17 protein-coding genes and 1 pseudogene are annotated in these 26006 nt (G+C 45.0%); 12 read left to right on the top strand and 6 right to left on the bottom strand.

Translation table 11 applies throughout. From position 1 onward, the window contains the following. Positions 1-98: 98 nt before the first annotated feature. The 4 genes from AB6E51_RS10075 to dnaJ all read left to right on the top strand — a co-directional run bounded on the left by AB6E51_RS10075 (position 99) and on the right by dnaJ (position 6401). On the top strand, positions 99-1373 hold the full coding sequence (locus tag AB6E51_RS10075) for a dicarboxylate/amino acid:cation symporter (protein WP_017062791.1): 1275 nt from the start codon (positions 99-101) through the stop codon (positions 1371-1373). A gap of 257 nt (positions 1374-1630) precedes the next feature. Further along, positions 1631-2668: a polysaccharide lyase family 7 protein gene (locus tag AB6E51_RS10070; protein WP_017059866.1), complete on the top strand. Its 1038-nt coding sequence runs from the start codon at positions 1631-1633 to the stop codon at positions 2666-2668. Positions 2669-3054: 386 nt separating this feature from the next. Continuing rightward, a complete protein-coding gene (gene dnaK, locus AB6E51_RS10065) occupies positions 3055-4968 on the top strand; it encodes a molecular chaperone DnaK (protein WP_017067645.1) in 1914 nt (637 codons plus the stop codon). A gap of 284 nt (positions 4969-5252) precedes the next feature. After that, positions 5253-6401, top strand: a complete 1149-nt coding sequence (dnaJ, locus tag AB6E51_RS10060; RefSeq protein WP_017068546.1) for a molecular chaperone DnaJ — start codon at positions 5253-5255, stop codon at positions 6399-6401. Positions 6402-6587: 186 nt separating this feature from the next. Here the strand turns inward: dnaJ and AB6E51_RS10055 are convergent, their stop codons facing one another. Further along, positions 6588-7019: a type IV pilin protein gene (locus tag AB6E51_RS10055; protein ID WP_372058894.1), complete on the bottom strand. Its 432-nt coding sequence runs from the start codon at positions 7017-7019 to the stop codon at positions 6588-6590. A 102-nt stretch (positions 7020-7121) separates the two neighbouring features. On the opposite strand from AB6E51_RS10055, the gene AB6E51_RS10050 reads away from it, so the two are divergent. The 7 genes and pseudogenes from AB6E51_RS10050 (at position 7122) to tadA (ending at position 13890) form a co-directional block, all read left to right on the top strand. Beyond that, on the top strand, positions 7122-7622 hold the full coding sequence (locus AB6E51_RS10050; protein ID WP_372058895.1) for a Tfp pilus assembly protein FimT/FimU: 501 nt from the start codon (positions 7122-7124) through the stop codon (positions 7620-7622). After that, on the top strand, positions 7600-8202 hold the full coding sequence (locus tag AB6E51_RS10045) for a PilW family protein (RefSeq protein ID WP_372054415.1): 603 nt from the start codon (positions 7600-7602) through the stop codon (positions 8200-8202). Before AB6E51_RS10050 ends, AB6E51_RS10045 begins: the two co-directional genes overlap by 23 nt. Further along, complete coding sequence (locus tag AB6E51_RS10040; RefSeq protein WP_372058896.1) at positions 8199-9434, top strand: hypothetical protein; 1236 nt, start codon at positions 8199-8201, stop codon at positions 9432-9434. Before AB6E51_RS10045 ends, AB6E51_RS10040 begins: the two co-directional genes overlap by 4 nt. Continuing rightward, entirely contained in the window at positions 9424-9834 is a 411-nt protein-coding gene (locus tag AB6E51_RS10035) for a prepilin-type N-terminal cleavage/methylation domain-containing protein (RefSeq protein WP_017087723.1), read from the top strand. The genes AB6E51_RS10040 and AB6E51_RS10035 overlap by 11 nt, the downstream gene beginning before the upstream one ends. 298 nt (positions 9835-10132) lie before the next feature. Then, positions 10133-11695, top strand: coding sequence for an AbgT family transporter (locus AB6E51_RS10030; RefSeq protein WP_017059875.1), 1563 nt, complete (start codon positions 10133-10135; stop codon positions 11693-11695). 214 nt (positions 11696-11909) lie between these two features. Next, positions 11910-13199, top strand: a complete 1290-nt coding sequence (locus AB6E51_RS10025) for a hemolysin family protein (RefSeq protein WP_372058898.1) — start codon at positions 11910-11912, stop codon at positions 13197-13199. A gap of 86 nt (positions 13200-13285) precedes the next feature. Further along, positions 13286-13890, top strand: a pseudogene (gene tadA / locus AB6E51_RS10020) (tRNA adenosine(34) deaminase TadA). A 61-nt stretch (positions 13891-13951) separates the two neighbouring features. Here tadA and AB6E51_RS10015 read toward each other — a convergent pair. Both AB6E51_RS10015 and mltF read right to left on the bottom strand, forming a co-directional pair. Further along, positions 13952-14083 carry a hypothetical protein gene (locus tag AB6E51_RS10015; protein ID WP_017059878.1) on the bottom strand — a complete coding sequence of 44 codons (132 nt, stop codon included), beginning with the start codon at positions 14081-14083 and terminating at the stop codon, positions 13952-13954. 316 nt (positions 14084-14399) lie between these two features. Next, positions 14400-15968, bottom strand: coding sequence for a membrane-bound lytic murein transglycosylase MltF (mltF, locus tag AB6E51_RS10010; protein WP_372058899.1), 1569 nt, complete (start codon positions 15966-15968; stop codon positions 14400-14402). Positions 15969-16297: 329 nt separating this feature from the next. Here mltF and purL point away from each other — a divergent pair, with 329 nt between their 5' ends. Next, positions 16298-20206: a phosphoribosylformylglycinamidine synthase gene (gene purL, locus AB6E51_RS10005; protein ID WP_017059881.1), complete on the top strand. Its 3909-nt coding sequence runs from the start codon at positions 16298-16300 to the stop codon at positions 20204-20206. Between the two features lie 372 nt (positions 20207-20578). Here purL and AB6E51_RS10000 read toward each other — a convergent pair whose 3' ends face one another. The 3 genes from AB6E51_RS10000 to AB6E51_RS09990 all read right to left on the bottom strand — a co-directional run bounded on the left by AB6E51_RS10000 (position 20579) and on the right by AB6E51_RS09990 (position 25477). After that, a complete protein-coding gene (locus tag AB6E51_RS10000) occupies positions 20579-23683 on the bottom strand; it encodes an efflux RND transporter permease subunit (protein ID WP_372058901.1) in 3105 nt (1034 codons plus the stop codon). Beyond that, the gene (locus AB6E51_RS09995) at positions 23680-25002 is read right to left on the bottom strand and encodes an efflux RND transporter periplasmic adaptor subunit (RefSeq protein WP_032545691.1); all 1323 of its coding nucleotides are present in this window, start codon (positions 25000-25002) and stop codon (positions 23680-23682) included. Before AB6E51_RS09995 ends, AB6E51_RS10000 begins: the two co-directional genes overlap by 4 nt. A 124-nt stretch (positions 25003-25126) precedes the next feature. Further along, positions 25127-25477: an EF-hand domain-containing protein gene (locus AB6E51_RS09990; protein WP_017059884.1), complete on the bottom strand. Its 351-nt coding sequence runs from the start codon at positions 25475-25477 to the stop codon at positions 25127-25129. Positions 25478-26006 lie beyond the last annotated feature (529 nt).

Here is a 26006-nt window from a genome sequence, read left to right as displayed (position 1 = left end):
TTACCTTTGTATGTAAAATCCACTGCAATATAGCGATTTGGGTCGCATATATAACTATAAAAGTACAATTTTTAAACACAACAAACTGGAGAAGAACGATGGATAAATCGCTCTCAAGTAAGATTTTTGTAGGCTTGTTTGCCGGCCTTATTATTGGTACTGCTATTCAGTACCTATTCAGCGGCATTGCTATTTTTGATACGTACCTACTCGGCGCAGCTGAAGGTGCTGGTGGTATGTTCGTATCACTTATCAAGTTGCTTGTAGTACCTCTTGTATACGTATCTATTGTTTGCGGTATCGTTGAGCTAAAAGATATTCGTTCATTCGGTCGTCTTGGTGGTAAAACCTTTGGTCTTTACATTATTAACACCATCATCGCGATTTCAGCAGCGCTAACGATTGGTCTTATTTTCCAACCAGGTGCAGGTGCGAACCTTGCGGGTACGGTTTCTGAGACAATTGCGCTTACAACAACTGAAACACCAGATATCTTCTCTCTTGTTGTTAACATCGTTCCTAGCAACCCTGTAGAAGCGTTCGCAAGCGGCGACATGCTACAAATCATCTTCATGGCAATTTTGACAGGTCTTGCTATTCAAGCGCTTGATTCTCGTGGTGGCCCAGCTATCAAGACATTCAAGATGGCTAACGAAATCATGATGAAGCTTATCGGCCTAGTAATGAGCTTGGCGCCTTACGGTGTATTTGCTCTGATGATTCAACTGGGCGCAACACTGGATGCAGACACGCTAATGTCAGTGGCTGGCTATGTGGCGCTTGTGGTTGCAATGCTTGTGTTCTGGATTTTCTTCTTCTACCCAATGATGGTTGGTTCGTTCACTGGTATTTCTCCAAAGCAGTTCCTACGTGCAACTCGTGAGCAAGTTCTATTCTCACTATCTACAGCAAGTTCGAATGCAACAATCCCAGTAACAATGCGTACTCTTACTGACAAACTAAACGTATCTAAGTCAGTAGCAGGTTTCGGTGTACCACTAGGTGCAACCATGAACATGTCTGGTGTATCTATCTACATCGCACTAGCAACTATGTTCGTAGCAAACGCATTTGGTCAGCCAATCAACACTGCTGATATCTTCACTCTTGGTCTAACTATCCTGCTACTGTCTATCGGTGCTGGTGGTGTTCCTGGTGGCGGTGTTGTGATGGTCGGTGTTCTATTGCACCAACTAGGTTTACCACCAGAAGGTCTAGCGATTGTTGCTGCTGTTGACCGTATCTGTGACATGTTCTGTACTTCTTCTAACGTTGTTGGTGATACTGCGGTTAACACTATCGTAGCGAAATCTGAAAACGAAATCGGCGTTGAAGCTAACGAAGAAGCTGAGCTAAAGAAAGCAGAAGCATAATTCTTAATTAAGATTCGATAATTAGAAGCCCCGCTCAATGAGAGCGGGGCTTTTTTATTTCTGCTGTTGGGTACTTTGGGCTGTCTGCTGCTGAGTTAAAAGAGGGGGCTATGTTGGTGCGAAGTCTCATTTTTTCTTTTTACTCGCGCTGAATGGGTCATCAGTTTTCAATCTTTAATATAGATCACATATAATAATACAATATTATTATATTGTTCTGACAACCTACATTATGACGACATAAAGGAAACCCAATAATGAAGCTGTCTTACCTTAGCCTACTGACTGCCAGCCTTTTAGCCGCTCCCGCTCTTGCTTCTAATCACGATATTGGTCAACAGTTCAATCTTGACCCTGCAAAAGCACCAGCACAAAACTTCGATTTATCTAAATGGAAAATTAACTTACCGGAGCTGACGACTGAAGGGTCTAGAAAAGGTAAAACGCTGGAGATTGGTAAAAAGGAACTGTCGAATGTAGACACGCCTTACGTTCACCCTAAATGGTTCTACACGGATGCCGAGTCTGGTGCGATGGTGTTTGTGGCTCCGAATACAGCTCCAACGACGCCAAACAGTAAAAACACGCGTAGTGAGCTAAGAGCGATGCTAGCGGATAGCTACTCTGCGCCGAGCAACAACTTCGCGATTTCAAGCCATAAGAACGCGGAAGAGTTTGGCTCTATCGGTGGCCAGATGACGGCAACACTTTCTGTTGATCAGGTGAGCACCAGCGGTAACTATAAGAAAACCGGTGCATTCTCTGTGGTTATTGGTCAAATCCATGGGTCGGATAATGAACCTCTGAAAATTGTTTACCGCAAGTTGCCAGAACATGAGCATGGTTCGTTAACGTGGAACTATGAGTTAAACCCGCCGACAGAGATGAAAAACGCGAAGGATGAAAACGGAAAGAAACTTCGTAAAGACATTCGCCATGATGTATTTGGTCAATACAATCTGAAAAAAGGCAGCTCGGACCCTGCTGATGGCATCAAGCTAGGTGAAGTGTTCTCATACGATGTGAATATCAAAGATAACATCATGCACTTAACCTTTACTAAGAATCCAAACTCAGCCGATCCTATTGTGAAGACGTATGATGTTGATTTGGCCAAGGGTAAGTATCAGGGGCATGATATCGACCTTGGTTATGGACAGGACTGGATGTACTTCAAGGCGGGCGCATACAATCAATGCAACACTAAGAAGTCGAGCTCAGCCTGTGAATGGCGTGGTATGGAAGCGGGTGATTACACTCAAGCGAGCTTCTACCAGTTAGTGCTCAACCAATAATATGGCTGAATCAGTCACCATTTGAACAATATTTAACTGATTAATATCTATTTGAAAAAGACCTTCCACATGAAGGTCTTTTTTTATGGCATCTGGAATAGGGTTGAGGTTTCAATGTGGCGACAAATGCGAGAGTTTCTCAACATTGGAGCCTTAATTGGCAAGGGATCGGTCACTTTTTACCTTTATGTAAAAAGATACGGGAAAAAATAGATTTTTTTTACTTATTCCCTTGAAAACCAGTTTGCAGCCCTTATCTATGGTGCATACGAAAGCAAATTACATTTGCACTTTAATTTTGTGTCTTAGGGTTGATTCCCTGATTACCACCCCCACATATGTGGGTATAGCAAAAAACTAAATAATATATATTCGGAGATGGCCTGATGGGTAAAATCATTGGTATTGATTTAGGTACTACTAACTCTTGTGTTGCTGTTCTTGACGGCGACAAACCACGCGTAATTGAAAATGCTGAAGGCGAACGCACAACAGCATCAGTAATCGCATACACAGAAGGCGAAACGCTAGTTGGTCAACCTGCAAAACGTCAAGCTGTTACTAACCCTCAAAACACACTGTTCGCTATCAAGCGTCTAATCGGTCGTCGTTTTGAAGATGAAGAAGTTCAACGCGATATCGAAATCATGCCTTTCAACATTGTTAAGGCTGACAACGGTGATGCATGGGTAGAAGCGCAAGGCCAAAAAATGGCTGCTCCTCAAGTATCTGCTGAAGTTCTTAAGAAAATGAAGAAAACAGCTGAAGACTTCCTAGGCGAAGAAGTAACTGGCGCAGTAGTAACTGTTCCTGCTTACTTCAACGATGCTCAACGTCAAGCAACGAAAGATGCTGGCCGTATCGCTGGTCTAGATGTTAAACGTATCATCAACGAACCAACTGCTGCTGCTCTAGCTTACGGCCTAGACAAGCAAGGTGGTGATCGCACTATCGCTGTATACGACCTTGGTGGTGGTACATTCGATATCTCTATCATCGAAATCGATGAAGTAGAAGGCGAGAAGACTTTCGAAGTTCTTTCAACTAACGGTGACACTCACCTTGGTGGTGAAGATTTCGATAACCGCATGATCAACTACCTAGTAGATGAGTTCAAGAAAGAGCAAGGTATCGACCTTAAAGCTGATCCACTAGCAATGCAGCGTGTTAAAGAAGCAGCAGAAAAAGCGAAAATCGAGCTTTCTTCTACTACTCAAACTGACGTAAACCTACCTTACGTTACTGCTGATGCGACTGGTCCTAAGCACATGAACATCAAAGTGACTCGTGCGAAGCTTGAGTCTCTAGTTGAAGACCTAGTTCAACGTTCTCTTGAGCCACTAAAAGTTGCTCTAGCGGATGCTGACCTATCGGTAGGCGAAATCACTGACGTTATCCTAGTTGGTGGTCAAACTCGTATGCCTATGGTTCAAGCTAAAGTAACTGAATTCTTCGGTAAAGAGCCACGTAAAGACGTGAACCCTGACGAAGCTGTTGCAATGGGTGCTGCTGTTCAAGGTGGTGTACTAGCAGGTGACGTTAAAGACGTTCTACTACTAGACGTTACTCCTCTATCTTTCGGTATCGAAACGATGGGCGGCGTGATGACTAAGCTTATCGAGAAAAACACAACTATCCCTACTAAAGCGGATCAAGTGTTCTCTACAGCTGAAGACAACCAAAACGCAGTAACTATCCACGTTCTTCAAGGTGAGCGTAAGCAAGCGACTTACAACAAGTCTCTTGGTCAGTTCAACCTAGAAGGTATCCAACCAGCACCACGTGGCATGCCACAAATCGAAGTAACATTCGACCTAGATGCTGATGGTATCCTGAACGTATCTGCTAAAGATAAAGCAACAGGTAAAGAGCAGAAGATCACTATCCAAGCATCAGGCGGCCTGTCTGAGGAAGAGATCGAAGCAATGGTACAAGAAGCAGAAGCTAACAAAGAAGCGGACAAAAAGTTCGAAGAGCTAGTAACTGCACGTAACCAAGCTGACCAAATGATTCACGGCACTAAGAAGCAAGTAGAAGAAGCTGGTGAAGCTCTACCTGCAGACGAGAAAGCTAAAATCGAAGCGGCTATCACTGCACTAGAAGAAGTTAAGTCTGGTAACGATAAAGAAGCTATCGACGCTAAAGTTCAAGAACTTATGCAAGCAGCTCAAAAGCTAATGGAAATTGCTCAACAGAAAGCTCAAGCTGAACAAGCTGGTGCTGACGCTGGTGAACAACCTAAGCAAGACGACGATGTTGTAGACGCTGAGTTTGAAGAAGTTAAAGAAGACAAAAAATAATTTCGTCGCAGAGTAGCCTGATTTCGTTATCGGAAGTGTCCACCTACTAACGTAGGCTCCGCGCTTCCACTTAGGACTCAAGCTATCTGCTTAGAAATTTGTCTCAAAGACTTATTATTGCGGGCGTCAGAGGTAACTCTCACGTCCGTAAATTTGTATTTAGACTTGTCGATCTAGATAATAGCTTTATTCGGCATTTCAGCCGGCAGAACTTTTATCTAGATTGATACACAGACTACTGAAGTGATCATTCGGTAGTAGCAATTATTTTGGTGACCTAGAACATGTCAAAACGTGATTTTTACGAAGTATTAGGCGTAAGCCGCGATGCATCAGAGCGCGATATTAAAAAAGCGTACAAACGCTTAGCGATGAAATTCCACCCGGACCGTAACCAGGGTGATGAGACCGCAGCAGATAAGTTTAAAGAAGTAAAAGTAGCGTACGAGATCCTAACCGATTCTCAAAAGAAAGCAGCTTACGACCAATACGGTCATGCAGCCTTTGAACAAGGTGGCATGGGCGGCGGCGGTGGTTTCGGCGGCGGTGGCCAAGGTGACTTCGGCGATATCTTCGGTGACGTATTTGGCGACATCTTCGGCGGCGGTCGTCGTGGTGGCGGTCAACAGCGTGCACAACGTGGTTCAGATCTACGTTACAACATGGAACTTTCTCTAGAAGAAGCGGTTCGTGGTGTTTCTAAAGAAATCGAAGTACCAACACTTGTAGAGTGTGATACGTGTGACGGCAGCGGCGCGAAAGCGGGTTCTTCTGCACAAACGTGTGGTACTTGTCATGGCCACGGCCAGGTACAAATGCGCCAAGGTTTCTTTGCGGTTCAACAGACTTGTCCTACTTGTAACGGAAAAGGCAAGATCATCAAAGACCCATGTAACTCATGTCATGGTCAAGGTCGCAAACAGAAGACGAAAACGCTTAACGTTAAGATCCCAGCAGGTGTTGATACTGGTGATCGCATTCGTCTATCTGGCGAAGGCGAAGCAGGGGAGCACGGCGCTCCAGCTGGCGACTTGTACGTACAAGTACACGTAAAAGAGCACAATATCTTTGAGCGTGACGGCAACAACCTTTACTGTGAAGTGCCAGTAAGCTTCTCTATGGCTGCTCTAGGCGGTGAAGTTGAAGTTCCAACACTGGATGGTCGTGTAAACCTTAAGGTACCAGAAGAGACACAAACGGGCCGTATGTTCCGTATGCGTGGCAAGGGCGTGAAAGGCGTTCGTGGTGGCGGTGTGGGTGATCTAATCGTTAAGCTAGTGGTTGAGACTCCAGTTAAGCTAAGCGCTCGCCAGAAAGAATTACTGCGTGAATTCGAAGAAACCTGTGGTGGTGAAGCGGCAAGCAAGCATAAGCCAAAGTCTGAAGGTTTCTTTAGCGGCGTTAAAAACTTCTTCGATGACCTAACTAAGTAATCAATTTATTGATGTCTTAGGTTATTGATGCCTTGAGTTTTTAATGATTTAAGTTATTGATAAAGTTGGAAAAGCCTGCTCGTTTAGCAGGCTTTTTTGTATCTGTAGATCAGGGGAAAAGAAGCTCGAGAAGAAAGAGTCGAGATTTATCAGATAAATTCTAGAGCCCTTTGGTGGTTGCTCTTGTTACTTCCAACACGTTTCTGGCTCCGAAATGCCCGAGTGGTGCAATTCCAACTTATCGGTATTCGAGTCAAAACATTCATCATTTACTTGCTGCGAAAGCGGTTCCGCTTGAATTGAATAGGTGGTGCTACTCGCAGAGATCGCTAGCGTGTATCGGCTAGTATCGGTATCGCAAAACAAGCATGTCCCTCCTGAAATAATATTCTCCGCTGCCGACGCATAGTTCCCTGTGTATAGAGTTTCTATCTCCAGTTGCATCTTGGTTAAGTCGGCCATCGCTGTAACTCGATGTGCCTTGATAACATGGTTGGTATAACTTGGATACGCAATGGCGCCGAGTATCCCCACGATGGCGACAGCGATCAATAATTCGATCAATGTCATCCCTCTCATGCTTAAGTTGTTGCTGTTGCATATATTTTTTCGAATCATCGCGAGTAGTTTCCTTTCATAGCTCAGCCCATTCTTCTCCGGTGGTAGCATCGCTGCAAGATTAAATGCAGTTGCGCATTGAGTTACATAGGAATTTGGGAAATGACTCGCGGGTTTACTTTATTAGAGCTGTTAGTAACGGTATCGGTGCTGTCGATACTGATAGCTGCGGCTGCCCCGAGTTTTAGTTCGGTTACTGAAACCGTAAAGATGCAGCGACTCGCCGGAGAGTTGAATGGTTTTATGATGCAGGCGAAATCTGAGGCAGTTATGAGAAATACTGATCTTTGGGCTCATTTTCTAATGAATGGTAACTCAAATGACACCGGTGATTGGAAAATTGAATTGACTGAATTCGATGTTCCGAATACCGGTACGGCAATCCTTACAATGGAAGGAGTTTCATTTCGAAACATAGATTTCACCGTTAACTACAGTTCTGAACAAATTAAATTTAGTGGAGTAAACGGTAAAGCTAAAGATGGGCATCTCTTATTTGATATGAACTCTAAGCCTTTAAAGCTTATAACATATAGTACTTCTGGAAGAATGAGAATCTGTGGTGTGGGAGGAGACTTTTATGGTTATCAGACCTGCACTTAAGAGGCAGCAATTCGGTGCAACATTAGTTGAATTAATGATCTCTTCTATTTTGGGAATTGTAGTTATTGGAAGTGTGGGGGCGGTATTTATATCGGGACAAAACATCGCATCCGAGAGAAGTAAAGAATTACTATTATTACAACAAGTTTCAGGCACTCTTCAATACTTTAAAGAGGATATCCAGCGAGCAGGCTACGATGGAGGGACTGGTGTGTCTCTAAAATTATCAGGAGCCACAAATACCTTATATATATCACCAGACTCCAAAATGGTCGCATTTGCATATGCTCATCAATCAGAGATTCGAAATGTTGCTTTTGTATTTGATTCCGGCTTAGTCAAAGTTTGTGATAGTCCCTCCAGTATCGTAAAAACGGTATCAGCGGCTACTAGTGGATGTTCTTCAATTTTTGAGCCGAATCAAATACGAGTGATTGATTTCAATGTCAATCAATCAAGTGTTGAAGCTCAAGGTGTTAGTTCAGGCATGGCAACCATTACTATTTCTGCTGAATTAGTAGGAGATACGTCCGTTAATTATTCATCAAGTGTGATTGTAAAAAATAGGAATTGGCGATGAATAAAAATCAACAAGGTGCGGTTGTTTTACTTACAACAAGTGTATTACTAGTTACGGCGTTAATGTTGACTTTTGGTAGTTATCGTTCAGTTTTTTATCAAATAAAAAGATCTCAAAATGAGGTCGAAGCGCGCAAGCAGCAATGGGAGGCTGAAGGTGGTCTAGAGTGTGGTTTCACTCAGTTTAAAAATGAAGGGAATCTTCCTCCTACAATTACAGTGTGCTCAATGAAGAATCAAGTCACCCCTGTTTTCAATGCAATTCTAACAGGTTATCAAATATCGTCTGCGAGTGGGCATTCTCATTTGAAGAAAAATATCGTATTTGGAGGTTCACTTAGTTCTGGTGCTATACAGTCGAGTGCCGATGTTTATTTTCATTCAAGTACCACATTTTCAACACCAGATCCTGGTGTTTTAAGTAGTGATGGTTGGGAGTGTGTTGCGCTTCGATATCGTAGCCGCTATCACTATTCATCTATGGATAATAAAGGGGTGGTACATGGTGTACCTCCATATGCCGGTTTTCAAAATCCATCAGGGGCTGATTGCTCTAATGTTACAGGTAATGATCATTTGTCCAATGGAGATGGCAATGATTTTGTCTTAGATTCAAGCGTACAACCTTTTGAGTCTTTTTTCGGTGTTCCAGTTGAAAAGCATAACGATATAAGAGATGAAGGGACATTTTCGGTGATTAATGGGAGTGGGACACCCAAAATACTAGCTAATTGTGGGCAAGTTCTGACAACACTGATTAATGCAGGCAATCATCATTTATGGGTTGAAGGAGGCTGTGAAATCACTAAAGCGCAATACAATGATTTAGTTGATGCTACAGCCTCAACTAATGGAGTTACAATTTTAATTCATGATGGGCTGATGTCTGTTATGGGAAAACCTTCTACAGGGGCGACTTCAAATCATCTTAAAGGTGTACTATTTCACCTTAATGTTGATTATTCACCTACCCCTGCCGATTGGGTGTCTTATGATGCCAATATTCATCTGAATCATGTCCCGAGTGTTATTGAAGAAAGCTACCGAACTATCACCTCTTACTATCAACACGGTGCATTTACGGTATCTGGCGGACAGTACTTTGATGCACCGAACCAAGCCGCTGTGTTCTTTGATTCACTGGATTTTAGATTTAATAAAGATGTGGTCGATAATTCAAGAAAAGAATTTACGCAAATTCAATGGCAAAAAGGTTCATGGAATGATTTGTAAACAGAAAGGTTTTAGCCTAATCGAAGTGCTTATTTCGTTTTTGTTGATCGGTGTTGGTTCTCTAGGGCTAATTAAATTACAAACGTATGTTGAGCAAAAATCTGACTTTGCTATTCATAGTGTAGAAGCTCTGCATTTGGCTGAAAATAAGCTGGAATGGTTTAGAACTCGTGGTGCATCTGCCGCTTTATCGAGTATAACGCCTGCGGATTTTGCTACGGATATTGTTGATGGTATGGATCATTCGCATGTTAAATATCAACTTAATTGGACAGTGACGAACAGTTTATCTGGAGCGCTGAAGACCGTTCAGATAACAAGCTCATGGGAAGACCGGTTTGGTAGTAATCGAGTTATCGAATTACATACTATGATTTCCAAATACAGTGAATTTGATTGATCTATTAAGCAAACGTTTACTGCATGCCAAGGCCTACGCATCCCCTTTACTGATAGTTTTCACTCCTCGGACATTGTTTACGTGCCAGTTAAAACTCTGTATATGGAATGGTGTTTTTTGTGTTTTTATATTGTTGCCGTTGTACGGTATTTTTGCAAAATATGTCTCCATTTATGGAAAATGATGTGGAACCTTGTGCTTTTTAACAGCGACTTTAATAGAATATGTGCTGTACCAATAGGCCGTGGTCAAAACTTATATTAGGCCTAAACAAAACAACATCACATATGGAGTTACAATGAGTAACCAAGCCGTAAAAAAAGCACCATCGACTGAGAAGATCAGTGGTATGGACCGCTTTCTAAACTTCATTGAACGCGCCGGCAACAAAATTCCAGATCCAGCAATCCTGTTCTTCTGGGCTCTAGTTATTGTATGGGTAGCATCTGCACTTTTATCGAATCTTTCATTCGACTTAATCAACCCTCAAACGGGTGCTGCTCTTGAAGTAAACAACCTACTAACTGGTGAAGCGCTTGCTAGCTTCCTAGCGAATATGGTTACCACGTTCACAGGCTTCGCACCTCTAGGCATCGTACTTGTTGCTATGCTAGGTGTTGGCGTTGCAGACTCTTCAGGCTTCATTACGACTGGCCTAAAGAAGATGCTTAACTTCACGCCAGCTAAGCTACTAACGCCGATGCTAATTTTGGTTGCTATCGTGTCTCACACAGCAGCTGATGCAGGTTACGTTCTAGTAATCCCTCTTGGCGGTATCATCTTCCACGCTGCGGGTCGTCACCCTCTAGCTGGTATTGCAGCAGCGTTTGCTGGTGTATCAGGTGGTTTCTCAGCGAACTTTATCCCTTCAGGTATTGATCCGCTACTAGCTGGTTTCACTCAAACAGCGGCAAACGTTCTTGACCCTGCATATGTGATCAACCCTCTAGCGAACATCTTCTTTACTGGTTTGTCTTCAATTCTAATTGTGGCAATTGGTTGGTACGTTACAGAGAAAATTATCGAGCCTCGTCTTGCTAATACGCCTGTAGATGAAGATGCAGAACAAGCACCTGATCTAGGTACGTTCACAGCCATTGAATCTAAAGCATTCAAATTCGCTGGTTGGGCAATGGTTGCCGGTATTGGTCTGCTTATCGCGGCTCTAATGCCTGAAAACTCAGCACTTCGTTCACCTGAAGGCGAATTAACGGCGTTCTCAGCACCAGTAATGAAGTCTATCGTTCCTCTGATCTTCATCCTGTTTATTATTCCGGGTATCGTCTACGGCCGTGTAGCGGGTACATTCAAGAATAGTAATGATGTTATCAAAGCAATGTCTGAGACGATGGCAACGATGGGCGCATACATTGTAATGTCGTTCTTCTGTGCTCAGTTCCTATCTGCATTCGCTCAATCAAACATCGGTACTATGCTGGCACTTTACGGTGCTGAAGGCTTGAAAGCGATGGACCTTCCAGGTGAAGCAACGGTTGTTGGTATGATTCTACTAACGGCTGCAGTTAACCTTCTTGTTGGTTCTGCTTCAGCTAAGTGGGCACTGATTGGTCCTATCCTAGTTCCAATGCTAATGGTTGTGGGTATCTCTCCTGAGCTATCTCAAGCGGCTTACCGTGTAGGTGACTCAGTGTCTAACATCATCTCTCCACTAATGGTGTTCTTCCCACTGGTTGTTGTTTACTGTCAGCGCTACGTTAAGTCGACAGGTATCGGTACTCTAGCTTCTCTAATGATGCCATTCTCGATTGCGATGTTAATCGGTTGGTCTATCTTCTTGCTAGCTTACTGGGCTCTTGGTATCCCACTAGGTATCCAAGCACCTTACACTTACACAATGTAAGATTGAACTAAGCAAAACTAAGCTTTATTCATTGCTAAGCCCGCACCGAAATGTGCGGGCTTTTTTTCGCTATTTTTTCCGTTTTTTATATCCAAGGTTTTTATATCCAAAACTTTCTATATCCAAAGCTTTTTATATTCAAAATAAAGGCACTCAGCTTATACTCCGGATTACGGCTAATTGTTGGCCGGTAAATTTAGGAAATCCAAGCCACATGAAAATTCTGCTTTTAGTAGGGTTAATTGTTTTAAATGGTCTGTTTGCCATGTCTGAGATTGCATTGGTAGCAGCAAAAAATAGTCGGCTGAAACGCTTAGCCGAAAAACACCGCTCCGCTCAGGTTGCTCTTGATCTCAAAGAAAACCCAACCCGCTTCCTCTCTACAATCCAAATCGGTATCACGGTAATCGGCCTACTCAGCGGGATTGTGGGTGAGGCGACGCTATCGGCTCCACTAGCCGTTCAACTTGAACTGTGGGGACTAGACCCAACACAAGCGAACATCTTGTCTACTGCGGTTGTGGTGGTAGGTATTACTTATTTCGCTATCGTTGTCGGTGAGTTGGTACCAAAGCGTTTTGCTCAGTCTCAAGCTGAAAACATTGCTGTGTTAGTCGCGCTGCCAATCTTCTGGTTATCTAAAATCGCGACGCCGTTTGTGTTTGCGTTGTCGGCTTCAACGGAAGGTATTCTTAAGTTGATGGGCCGAGGCGGTGAAGAAGATAGCGTTACCGAAGATGATATCCATGCACTTGTGAAAGAGGGCTCAGAATCGGGTGTGATTGAACGCGGCGAACAAGAGATGATTCGTAATATCTTGCAGCTTGATGATCGTCTTGTGAGCTCATTGATGACTCCGCGTCGAGACATCGACTTTCTGGATGTCGACCAACCCGTTGAGCAGATATTAAAGAAACTGCGTTCATCAAAACACAGTGTGTTTCCATTGTGCCAAGATCACCTCAATAAAGTGGTGGGTACAGTGTCAGCCAAAGCCTTGCTGAATCAGGCGGGCAATCTAAGCATTCAGGTGATCATGGGGCTGTCTCGCTCGCCGATCTATGTTCCAGAATCGATGAAAGCTCTGCGTCTACTTGGCTACTTTAAAGAGTCGGTCACCGAGATGGCATTCATTGTCGACGAGTATGGCGATGTTCAAGGTCTTGTGACTCATTACGATATTCTTGAGGCGATTGCTGGCGAGCTATCGAATAATCCGAACGATCTTTGGACCGAGCAAGTGGAAGACGGTTTGTTGGTGGATGGATTGATTCCTATCAGTGAACTGAAAAACCGTTTAGAGCTATCGGATTTTGAGGGCGAAAGCGAGAGCTTCCAAACGCTGAATGGCCTTGTGACATGGTTAATAGGGCGCTTACCGGATGCAGGCGAAGTTGTTCAATACCAGCAGTGGCAGTTTGAAATTATCTCTGTTGAGAACAATCGCATTGTGAGTATCAAAGCGACGCCAATAGCCGATGACATAGAAGACGCTAATAGCTAACAGTTCGACCAACCAGCAAGCGGCAATGGTTCATTGTCTGTTGTTGTCTATTACCTCTTTATTGTTCATTATCTCTAAGATTAGGTATGCTTCACCGCATACCTATTTTCGTTTTTATCCTTTGTTTCTGGAGTTCCCTTTGTCAGACCATCAATTCACCCCTCAAGATGAAATCTTCATGCGACGCGCCATCGAGGTGGCTACGCAAGCAGAGAGCGAGGGAGAGGTTCCTGTTGGTGCAGTATTAGTAAAAGATGGGGAGATTATCTCTGAAGGATGGAACCGTTCGATTGGCAGCCACGATGCTACGGCACACGCAGAAATTGAAACCTTGCGTAAAGCCGGTCAAACCTTAGAAAACTATCGGCTACTCGATACCACTTTATACGTTACGCTAGAGCCTTGCCCAATGTGCGCAGGTGCCTTGCTACACAGCCGAGTAAAGCGCATTGTGTTTGGTGCTCCAGACTTAAAAGCAGGCGCTGCAGGTACAGTGTTGAATTTGTTTGAAAGCCAGGCCTCATACCACTATGCCGACGTTGAACATGGTTTGTTAGAGGAAGAGTGCCGTGAGCAATTACAAGCGTTTTTCAAGCGTCGTAGAAAAGAGATAAAAGAGAAGCGAAAGCAAGAACGTCTGTTGGAAGAGCAGCGTTTAGAAGCAGAGATGAAGGCTGGCAATAAGAAATAGCAGCGTACTTTCGGCACTCTCTATCGCAAGAGTGCCAAGCAAACTGACTGAGTAACTACATTTACTCAGCAATCATCTGCATGAAAGCGCGATTGCGCCAAATGATCTTCTTCTTATTATTTGAAAGCATACGCTTACGACGGTTTGCAGCAACGGTCTTATCAAGGCGTTTCGATTTCAGTTTCTTCATCATTTCAATGATTTCCTATTTGTCGTCTGACTTTTTAGTTTGGACTAACGATTTAATTATAGTGTTATTCGTTTGTTTAGCCTGTCGCACGCTTGGCTTAAATAGAAGAGCAGTTCTAGTCTAAAGCCAGCATTGCAGTGCAACAGAGCATAATCTTGATTGTGGTGTGCCGTTATAAGGTTCGATTGTTACTGCAATATGACACTCTAGATCTCATCATCATTTTCTTGCCTGCTTCCCTTATCCCTTAGTGACGAAAGAAGAGTCGAAAAAAGACAATAAAAAAGAGCAATGCTAGATGGCATTGCTCTTTTAGTTTCTATTGCGAAGATTCTGAACTGCTTACTGTCGATTCAGCAGCGCTAATGCTTGATTCAGCACTAGAAGTCTCTAAAGGTGGGATGACAATCAAACCCTCAAGACTCTCTTCTTGTTCTTTATTACGCTTATTTACATGGCCGATGATGCTTTGGTAATAACGGCGAATGTTTTCAACGTAATTTCTAGCTTCATCACCACGCGCATAGCCGTAGCGAGTTTGGCTGTAGTACTTCTTCTGTCTTAACAGAGGTAATCTGTCTTTCACATCGCCCCAAGCATCAGGATCTCCTCCTTGTGCCTTCGTGAGGCGACGCGCGTCCATCATGTGCCCGTAACCGACATTGTATGAAGCAAGTGCAAACCAGATCTTTTCGTGTTGAGTGATTGAATCTGGTACTCGGTTCACGATACGACGCAGGTACTCAACACCGCCTTGTACCGACTGGTTCGGGTCGAGACGGTTGGTTACCCCAACACTCTTCGCGGTGGGCAGTGTCAACATCATCATGCCACGAACACCCGTTGGTGAGCGCGCAACAGGGTTCCAGTGTGATTCTTGGTAGGCCAAAGCGGCAATCAAGCGCCAATCAAATTCTTGAGAGTACCTTTGAAATAGCGGCGACCATTTTGGCAACTTGCTGTCCAGTGCGCGGATAAAGGCACGAGTATCAACGTAGTCAAAAGTGCCGATGTGGCCGATGTATTTCTCTTCTAGTGAAGCCAGTTCACCAGACTGTTTTAGGTTACCGAAGAACTCAATCAACAGAGCATAAAGGCTTTCATCTTCAGACTTCTGCAAATACCAAGAGATAGGTTGGTCTTCTGTCAGCTCAAATGCCAAGGCAACATCTGGGTACAAACGTTGCGCCAGTGATAGCTCGATAGAGTCGGCCACTGTGAATAAACGTTCGCCTGTTGATACTTCTTTGAGCAGGTCATTGATGTCTGCATTGCCAACCGCGTCATAGATGAAGTCATCGTGCGTTTTCTGCAGCAGTTTGAGTGTTGGTTCAAAGTGCGAGTCTTTCACCACAACCAAAGATGGCGTTAATGTGTCAGTAGACGCCGCCTCTTCTGATTCAGTTTGTGCTTTAACAAAGTCAACCTGACGCTCATTCTCGAAATTGATCAGTTGTTCAAGGTTTCTCGGTCGCCACTGGCCTTTTTTGTATACGACCTGTTGGCTTACGTAGTAATAAGCAGGTGCGGCGCGATAAGCTCGTGTCAGTTTGTTGTTTTGCGTTAAGCCGGTCGCGATAAGATCGATTTCGCCTTTCTGCAGTGCAGGGAACAAGCCAGACAAACGGTAAGCGGGTTTAACCTCAAGCTTTACACCAAGCTCCTGCGCAAATTCACGAGCTAATTCGTAATCCAAGCCAGCAGGACCATCAGGACCGATGTAATAAGAGAGTTGGTTATTTAGGGTGCCGACACGAAGAACGCCACGATCTCGTATCTGCTCAAGGACACTTTTAGGTTCAGATTCAATCTGGCATCCAGCCAACCCAAATAGGGCGATGGCGAGCAGAAGGAACTTAGACGAAAAGATGAGCGTAAATTTAGGCATCAAAATGAAATCTCGAAAAGTGGAAGCTCCTTTATACCAAACCCCGCAAGGCTGGCAAAGCAGGTTTAATTAAACAGTTGTAAAAGTGGTGATAAATGCAGCAAAAGTACCATTTACGCAGAAAGATAAAAAAAATCACGCAAACGGTTGCTTTTGGTGTTACGTCACAAAAAGAAATGCTTTATAATGCGCTCGCATTGAAGAGGTGGGATCGGCATAGGTTTTTAAACCTTCGGGAATAGCTTCGAAGAAAACAGTTAGGTTTTTCCTTTAACCCACTGAATTTATTCCAATACTACCTTAATCAACTGCATAAGAGACGTAAGCACATGAGAATTTTGCGTGGCTCCCCAGCTCTATCTGAGTTTCGTGTTAACAAGCTTTTAGAGCTTTGTCGTGAATTAAGCTTACCTGTAACAGGTATTTACGCTGAGTTTGCCCACTTTGCTGATCTAACGGCAGACCTAGATGAGTCTGAAGTTGAGAAGCTAGAAAAGCTACTGACTTACGGTCCAACGATTGAAGAGCATGAACCTGAAGGTTTACTGCTGCTTGCAACGCCACGCCCAGGTACTATCTCGCCTTGGTCTTCAAAATCAACAGATATCGCACACAACTGCGGACTGGCTAAAGTGTCACGTCTAGAGCGCGGTACTGCTTTCTACATTGAAACCTCTGCTGAACTTTCTGAACTTCAACTTGTTGAGCTGAAAGCAATCCTGCACGACCGTATGATGGAAGTGGTTTTCACTGACTTCGAATCAGCGGCGGCACTATTTACCGTTGCTGAGCCTGCTCCTTATGCGGAAGTTGACCTACTAACTGGTGGACGTAAAGCGCTTGAAAAAGCAAACGTTACCCTAGGTCTTGCACTTGCAGAAGATGAGATTGATTACCTTCTTGAAAGCTTCACTGAGAAGCTAGGTCGTAACCCGACGGACATCGAGCTAATGATGTTTGCACAAGCGAACTCAGAGCACTGTCGTCATAAGATTTTTAACGCTGATTGGACTATCGATGGCGTTAAGCAAGAAAAATCATTGTTCAAGATGATTAAGAACACCTTTGAAACGACACCAGAACATGTTCTGTCTGCTTATAAAGATAACGCAGCGGTAATGACAGGTTCTGAAGTTGGTCGTTTCTTCCCAGATCCAGAAACTCGCCAGTACAGCTACCACCAAGAAAAAACACACATCTTGATGAAAGTTGAAACGCACAACCACCCAACGGCAATCTCACCGTGGCCAGGCGCATCGACAGGTTCAGGCGGTGAAATCCGTGATGAAGGCGCAACCGGTATTGGTGGTAAGCCAAAAGCGGGTCTTGTTGCTTTCTCTGTATCTAACCTTAAGATCCCGAATTTCGTTCAACCTTGGGAAACTGACTTTGGTAAGCCAAGCCGTATCGTTACTGCTCTGGATATCATGCTTGAAGGTCCTCTTGGTGGCGCGGCATTCAACAACGAATTTGGTCGTCCAAACCTACTTGGCTACTTCCGTACTTACGAAGAGAAAGTAAACTCTCACGCAGGTGAAGAAGTGCGTGGTTACCACAAACCAATCATGCTAGCTGGTGGTCTTGGCAACATCCGTGATGAGCACGTTCAGAAGAAAGAGATCCCGGTAGGTGCAAGCCTAATCGTTCTAGGTGGTCCTGCGATGAACATCGGCCTTGGCGGCGGTGCGGCATCTTCAATGGATTCTGGTTCTTCTTCTGAAGATCTTGATTTCGCTTCTGTACAACGTGAAAACCCAGAGATGGAGCGTCGTTGTCAGGAAGTTATCGACCGTTGTTGGCAGCTTGGTGATGCGAACCCAATCGCATTTATCCACGATGTGGGCGCGGGCGGTATCTCGAATGCTCTTCCTGAGCTAGTCGACGATGGCGAGCGTGGCGGTATCTTTAATCTACGTGACGTGCCAAACGATGAGCCGGGCATGAGCCCACTTGAGATCTGGTGTAACGAATCTCAAGAGCGTTATGTAATGGCGGTTGCTGATAAAGACATGGCAACGTTCGATGCGATTTGTAAGCGTGAACGTGCACCGTACGCAGTGGTTGGTAAAGCAACCGAAGAACGTGATCTGAAATTAGAAGATTCACACTTCGACAACACGCCAATCGACATGCCAATGGACATCCTATTAGGTAAAACACCTAAGATGCACCGTGACGCGAAAACGCTAAAAGCTAACAACCCTGCGATTGACCGTTCTGGCATCGAGATGAACGAAGCGGTTGACCGTGTTCTTCGCTTGCCAACAGTCGCTGAGAAAACATTCCTTATCACCATCGGTGACCGCTCGGTAACAGGCCTTGTAGCTCGTGACCAAATGGTTGGTCCATGGCAGGTTCCTGTTGCTAACTGCGCAGTAACAGCGGCAAGCTACGACTCTTACCACGGTGAGGCTATGTCTCTTGGTGAGCGTACGCCAGTGGCACTTCTAGACTTCGGCGCATCGGCTCGTCTAGCGGTTGGTGAAGCAATTACTAACATCGCAGCGACCAACATCGGCGATATCAAACACATTAAACTGTCGGCTAACTGGATGTCTCCAGCAGGTCACCCAGGTGAAGATGCAGGTCTTTACGAAGCGGTTAAAGCGGTTGGTGAAGAACTATGTCCAGCTCTGGGTCTAACTATCCCAGTGGGTAAAGACTCAATGTCGATGAAGACTAAGTGGGAAGAGAATGGCGAGCAGAAAGAAGTAACGTCTCCGCTATCTCTTGTTATCACTGCGTTTGCACGTGTTGAAGATGTTCGTAAGACGATTACTCCTCAGCTTCGCACTGACAAAGGTAATACAAGCCTAGTTCTTATCGACCTAGGTAACGGCAAAAACCGTATGGGTGCAACAGCACTTGCACAGGTTTACAAGCAGCTTGGTGACAAGCCAGCAGACGTAGACAACGCAGCGCAACTAAAAGGTTTCTACGAAGGCGTTCAAGCACTTGTAGCGAACGACCAAGTTGTCGCTTACCACGATAAAGGCGATGGTGGTCTATTCGTAACGCTAGCAGAAATGGCATTCGCAGGTCACTGTGGTGTTAATGCAAACATTGAAGCGTTAGGTGAAGACACGCTAGCAGCACTGTTCAACGAAGAGCTAGGTGCAGTAATCCAAGTCCGTAACGACGACCTAGACGCAGTACTTTCTACTCTTGCAGCTAACGGTCTAGAAGCATGTTCTCATGTGATTGGCTGCGTTGTTGGTGAAGGGGAAGCATCAGATGAACTAGTGATTAAGTCTGGCGAGTCTGTAGTGATTGAACGTAACCGTACTGAACTACGTACTATCTGGGCTGAGACAACGCACAAGATGCAAGGTCTGCGTGATAACCCAGTATGTGCTGACCAAGAACATGAAGCGAAGAAAGACAACTCGGACCCAGGTCTGAACGTGAAACTGAGCTTTGACGTAAACGAAGACATCGCAGCACCGTTCATCAACACAGGTGCTAAGCCTAAGATGGCGATTCTACGTGAGCAGGGTGTTAACTCTCACGTTGAAATGGCAGCAGCATTCGACCGTGCAGGCTTCGAAGCAACTGATATTCACATGAGCGACATCCTAACAGGTCAAGCGGTACTAGAAGAATACAACGGCCTTGTGGCATGTGGTGGCTTCTCTTACGGTGATGTACTAGGTGCTGGTGAAGGTTGGGCGAAGTCGGTTTTGTTTAATGACTCTACTCGTGACCAGTTTGAAAACTTCTTCAAGCGTGAAGATACCTTCTCTCTAGGTGTGTGTAACGGTTGTCAGATGCTGTCGAATCTACGTGAACTTATCCCTGGTGCAGAGTACTGGCCACGTTTCGTTCGCAACGAATCTGAGCGCTTTGAAGCACGTTTCAGCCTAGTAGAAGTTCAGAAGTCAGATTCTGTATTCTTCAACGGCATGGAAGGTTCTCGTATGCCAATCGCTGTTTCTCACGGTGAAGGCCGCGTAGAAGTACGTGATAACGACCACCTAAACGCGATTGAAAACTCAGGTACGGTTGCTCTACGTTACGTTGATAACAACGGTAACCAAACGCAGCAATACCCGAATAACCCGAATGGTTCGCCAAACGCTATCACAGGTTTAACAACGACTGACGGCCGCGTGACAATTATGATGCCTCACCCAGAGCGTGTATTCCGTACGGTTGCAAACTCTTGGTCTCCGGAAGGTTGGGGCGAGAATGGCGCTTGGATGCGTATGTTCCAAAACGCACGTAAGAACGTGGGTTAATTGAAAACGATTTAAACAGTGTTATCGGGACAATAACCACAAGCGCAGATCGAAAGGTCTGCGCTTTTTTTGGTGGTGAGTGTGGTGTAGGGATCACCGTATAGTGGATGTGTGTATAACAAACTTTTGGACAGAAATGAGTTTTGGAAAATCAAACATTAGCAAATGACTAATAACTTCAGGTATGACAAATAACTAAACCTGATAGAAAAACTGCCACCAAAGAGCAAAAGACAAGACCTGACCCTATTGTTTTTTGTACGCAAAAAAACAGCAGTCAGTGATAGGGTTTAATCGCCAAATAAATTCTACGCAAACTACCATTTTCATGCCGGGCTAAATGACATGGTTCAGCATGCACTCCCAAGGGCCTCAAAGGGAAGATTGAGCACCTTCTGCCCATTTGGTCAGCTTTAAATCGTCCAAAATAAGCAGCACGCAAGGCACAACAATTGACGCCAGTAACGTAGCCGAGACTAAGCCAAACGCAATACTGGCAATTAACGGGATCAGAAATTGCGCTTGCGTACTGGTTTCGGTTAACAGTGGAAGCAATCCAGCAAATGTGGTTAACGAGGTGATAAATATCGCTCTAAATCGGTCACGTACCGCCTCTCGACAAGCGTCTATCAAGCGCTCGCCTTGGGCGATATTCTTCTTAATAAAATTGACCAACAGAATGTTATCGTTAACGACGATACCCGCTAAGGTAGCAAAGCCAACCAAGCTTGGAATAGTCAAATCGAACCCCATGCCCAAGTGCCCCCATACCACACCAATCCAGCCCATAGGGATTGCCAGCAGCACAGCAATCGGTTGAGTGTAGCTTTGTAACAGGAACACTAAAATAAGATAAATCCCCACCACGCCAAGAGCAAAGAAGGTCGCCAGCGAGGAGCCCGTATCTGAGCTTTCTTTATCCTGACCTTGCGAGGTGAAGGTGATGTCTGGGAATTTGTGTTGAGTTTGCGAGACAAATTCGCTATTGAACTGCAGCATGATTTCACGCGCATTGGCAACCCGCGTATCGATATTGCCTTGCACAACCACAGTGTTCATCCCATTAATGCGGTGAATTCGCGAGAAGGCTTGTTTTCTGTCAAACGTCGCAACACTTGATAATGGAACTAGGGTTCCATTGCCTGCCGTCACCATCAAGTTATTCAACTCATACAGGCTAGCTTGGTGCGTAAACTCATCCAGTCTCACACTAATATCCACCAGCTCGCCTTGTTGGAAAACCGTCAGATCAGTACTGCCTTTTACCGCGCTGCGCAGCGTTTGAGCAATGTTGGAAGCATTAACTCCCATCACGCCAGCTTCATCTTTAAGGTTAACGTGAAATTCGGTTCTGCCCTCACGCAGATCGGTGGAGAGGTTATAGGCACCGTCAAATCCCTTCAACCATTTCACCAGCGAGCGGCTGACTTGATTGAGCTCTTGTAACGACTCACCCTGAACCCGAATATCAATGCCATTGCCAGCAATGCCCCGTTCTTTATCGGTAAACTTGAGTGAAACCACATCCGCCGTAGGGCCTACTTTTTGTTTCCAATCTTGGATCAGATCTTTAATGCTCTGCTGCCTAAATTGCGCTGGCAATAGATCGGCACTGACGGTTGCCATATGCGGCCCCGACTCATTAGCATCAGCATTTGAGTTGAACATGATCGTGGTGCTCGCGACCAAAGGTTTTGAGCTTGGGTATTTCTCTGCGTATTCTTGGTTGAGTTCATCAAGCGCGTTTGAAACCTTCTCCACCACCGCCTCTGTCTGGCTCAGTAAACTGCCTTGAGGGAGCAAGATACGCGCCTGCAGCACATCACTTTCCAAGGCAGGCATGGCTTTGAATTTCAGCCAACCTGACGAAATGGAAGCGGTTGAAATCATCACCACCATCACCAATATCCCTACTGAAAGATAAGGTGCATTCATCGCCTTGACACTCACTGGCACAAAGAATCTGTCTCTGATGTTTTCAAAACCGGCAATGAACTTGTCCCGTATAGGATTAGAGCGAGATTCAGTATGGCTATGTGCCAAATGAGACGGCAAGATCAAGAAAGCTTCTATCAGACTAACAAGCAAGGTAATCAATAACACGATGGGAATATAGCGTAGTACTTCGCCCATCTTGCCTGTGAGAAACATCAGCGGCCCTATCACCATGATGGTGGTAGCAAACGATGCAATCACACCTGGGAAGACTTGTTTGGTACCTTCAACTGCAGCGTCAAACGCGGGTAGCCCTTGTTGCCTCTTGGCAGCGATGTTTTCTGCAATGATCAACGAGTCGTCCATTAGCAGACCAATCGCGACAATCAGCCCGACCAGCGTCATCATATTCAGGGTATAACCGAGAAGTTGTATCGCAAAAATGGCGCCAAGGAATGAAACCGGCAGCCCCATGGTGACCCAAAAGCTAAAGCGAATATTAAAAAACGCCCACAACATCAAAAATGCCAGTGCTAATCCCTGTGCGCCATTGCTGGTGAGGATTCTCAGACGCTCAATAATATTGGTGCTGGAATCTTGGGTGATGGTTAAAGCGACGCCTTCAGGGGCTCTCGCCTGTTCTTTTTCAACGATGCTGACGATCGCATCTTTGACCGTTAAGGTATCTTGAAATTGCGTTTTGGACACCTGAAGCAAAGCGGCACGCTGACCATTGAACAGGATTTGATTTTCATCGCTAGTGAACTTCTGCTGAATAACGGCAACATCACCGAGGCGAACCTGAGTCCCCGTCTCACTGGATTTAATCACGATATTTTCGAAGTCTCTGACGTTGCTGCCTAAGTGGTCGAAGCGGACGCTGATCTCTTCCAAGTCATTACTAAATACGCCAGCAGGAGTGCTGATACTTTGCTGTTGTACTAGATTGGACAAGTCGGACACACTCAGGCCGTACTGCTGAAACTTCCACTGCGATACGCGAATTTCTATTTCTTGATCCGCAAAACCGCTCACGGTCACCTGAGCGATCAATGGGCTCTCTTTTAACTTGTGCTTAATTTGTTGGGCATAGAGATATAAGTCCCTATCTGACATATTGCCGGTAATCGCGACACTGGCCACCGTTGCCACTCGGTCCAGTTTCGACACCGTGATCTGCTCAACTCGATCCGGAAAATCACTGATGGCGTTAACCTGCTGCTGAATATCGCTGGTTAAAGTGTCAATGTCTTCATCATCGCCGATTTCCACATTGGCGATGACCAAACTCTCTCGGGCATCACAGCTTAACTCTTTAATTCCACTCAGCTTATCGAGAGAATCTTCCAACGGGTAACACACTTCTTCCATCATCTCAAAAGGTGACGCGCCCGGATAAACGATCCGAACCTCAATATTTTTGGTCGGCGTCAACGGAAAAGTGTCTTTCTGCAGTTTGGGCAAGGCAAAAGCCCCTAACAGCAGTACCGCCATCATCAGGACATTGGCGCCAGTGGTGTGCCGAGCAAAAAAAGCGATCATAATTTGCCCTCTTTCTGAATCGCGTTTAGGGCTTTAAATCCGCTCTGCGTATCCAACCAAAGGCCGATTTTCTCATCCGGTTGCGGTTGTAAAGCCATCCCCTCAACGGCGGGTGAAAGTTTACTTAGCACAACCACATCACCGAATTCCACGCCAGATTTGATCACCGCAACCTGCCCTTGGACGAAATCTATCCTGACAGGTTTGCTTTTCAGTTTACCTTCAGAGACAGTGTAAACTTTACCATCATGGATGGCGTTTATCGGTAGCAAGACTTGTTGCTCCATCATTGGTGCTTTAATCGTGACTTTAACGAAAGTCCCACGAATAAGTGGTGGCTTCTCCCCGGGAATGGCTTGCTGATAGGGCTGATTTACTTGTGCAACCAGGCTTTGGCTTTGAGTCTGAGCATCGATTTCACCGCCGGAGCGGCTGATCTCGGCAGGCCAAGTAATTACTTTATCGCCTGCTTGGAGCTCGACTGTCGCGCTCAAGTTGCTATGAACATCTTCGTCAAGCGAGTCAAAGCGATTGGAATTTCTTAGCGGACGCATTTTACCAAGCGGAAACTGCGCGCGAACCTCAACGGCATCGATGTCATCCGCTTTGAGCAGCAATTCCCCCTTGTTGACATACTCGGCGAGTCCAACCAAGGTTTCGACAATGCGAATATCAAATGGGGCTTTAATTACGGTTTGTTCGAGATCTCGGTTTGCAAGTGCTAGTTCCGTTTGCAAAACCTTTTGCTGCGCTTGATTAATTGCCAGTTGGTTTTTCTGTGTCTGGAGCTGTTGCTGGCTGCTGAGCAAGTCTTTGGTCGCGCGGTCTTTCTCTGTTTTGGAGATATGCCCGGTTTCACTCAATTTGATTGAGCGGGCATATTCTGACTGTTGTACCTCAAACTCTTTCTCTGCAATCTTGAGCGAATCGATAATGGTCTGATTCGTTAGCATTAGCACTTCAAGCTCAGCTTGCAAACGGGCAATAGTAAGTTGATAAGCGGTGGGGTCAATTCTAAGGAGTTCGCTGTCTTTGCGGATAATAGCGCCCGTTTTGTATTGCTCAGAAACCCACACAACCGCGCCGTCAAGTTCAGACTGTGCCTGCCAGTCTTGAACAGACTCGGTATGTCCATATCCGATGGCAGAAGGTTGGATATTTCGCGGCTCGACTTTCAACACCCGAACCACCTTTTTAGCAGCCGTATTACTCGCATTAGGCGGTTCAGCCTTCATCCCTGGTGCGATCACCAATAACGCGATGCCCAACAAAACAGGAGGAACAAACAGAGCCCTTTGTAACCAGCTATACCTAGTCATAGCGATTCCCTTACTATATATTAGCTTTTCCTTAAGCAAAAGGTAGCACACCAACATAAGCGGATTTGCTTCCTTGATCTCAAAATAAGTCAGGCCTCACAAATGGAGGCCTGATTGAATTGAGCTACTGATTGTTTTTGCCTTTGCCCATGGTATTTTTGGGGTTCACCATGCCTTGATGAGCATTAAACTCTTGTTGAGAGATAGCGCGATCCGCGTTGCTATCTAACGAAGCAAAACTGTGGCTTTGATTGATATTTTTCAACGTACGTCCCTCTTCTGCTCGCTGGGCAATACGTTCTGAGCGTGCTTGATTGAACTCGGCTTCGGTTATCTTGCCATCACCATCGAGATCAAACTGTGAAAATACTGGGCGTGACATATTGTTATTCATGCCTTTATTCATTCCACCAGCCATTGCTCCGAAGGCAATAACGATACCGAGTAACGCGATTATCGTGCTTTTGATTTTCATGACGTTTTCCTTCTCTTTGTTTCACTACTTAAGAATATACTAATGTAAGTAAGATAACGTCATGTGATGTAAAGGTATGTAAAGATGGCTAAGTAGATATCAATTATGTTCTTATCGGTTTGTAAGCGCAGCGCAACAGAAATTATGAAACTTCTGCCGCTAGTACTCTGGTAAGAGTACAGGCATAGCTATGTCCAAATGGTTTTCAAATTATCCCAAACTTTCAGCCACCGAAACCGAAAAGCCAATGATATAAAATCCCTAGTTTCGAAAAATATGGCGATTTTTAGACATTCAGAGTGTTTTCGAACTTTTGCCCAGCAGTTTGCCTTGCAAATATCCAACAGACAAGGGATTACTTTTAGTAGGGCAAATACATGTTAACATTCTGTTAACTCTGACTGGTAATGGGGCAATAATGATTCCCAGAACATACAAAAAAGCCGCTGGATTGAACCCCAGCGGCTTATTATTGGTTCATCGCGGATTAGCGGGAACTAAAAACAAAAACGGTAGTAAGTGATATGGT

This window comes from Vibrio sp. 10N.247.311.47, from assembly GCF_041467535.1.
In the GTDB taxonomy this organism is placed as follows: Bacteria; Pseudomonadota; Gammaproteobacteria; order Enterobacterales; family Vibrionaceae; genus Vibrio; species Vibrio crassostreae_C.
This window is presented reverse-complemented; position numbering and strand designations above follow the sequence as displayed.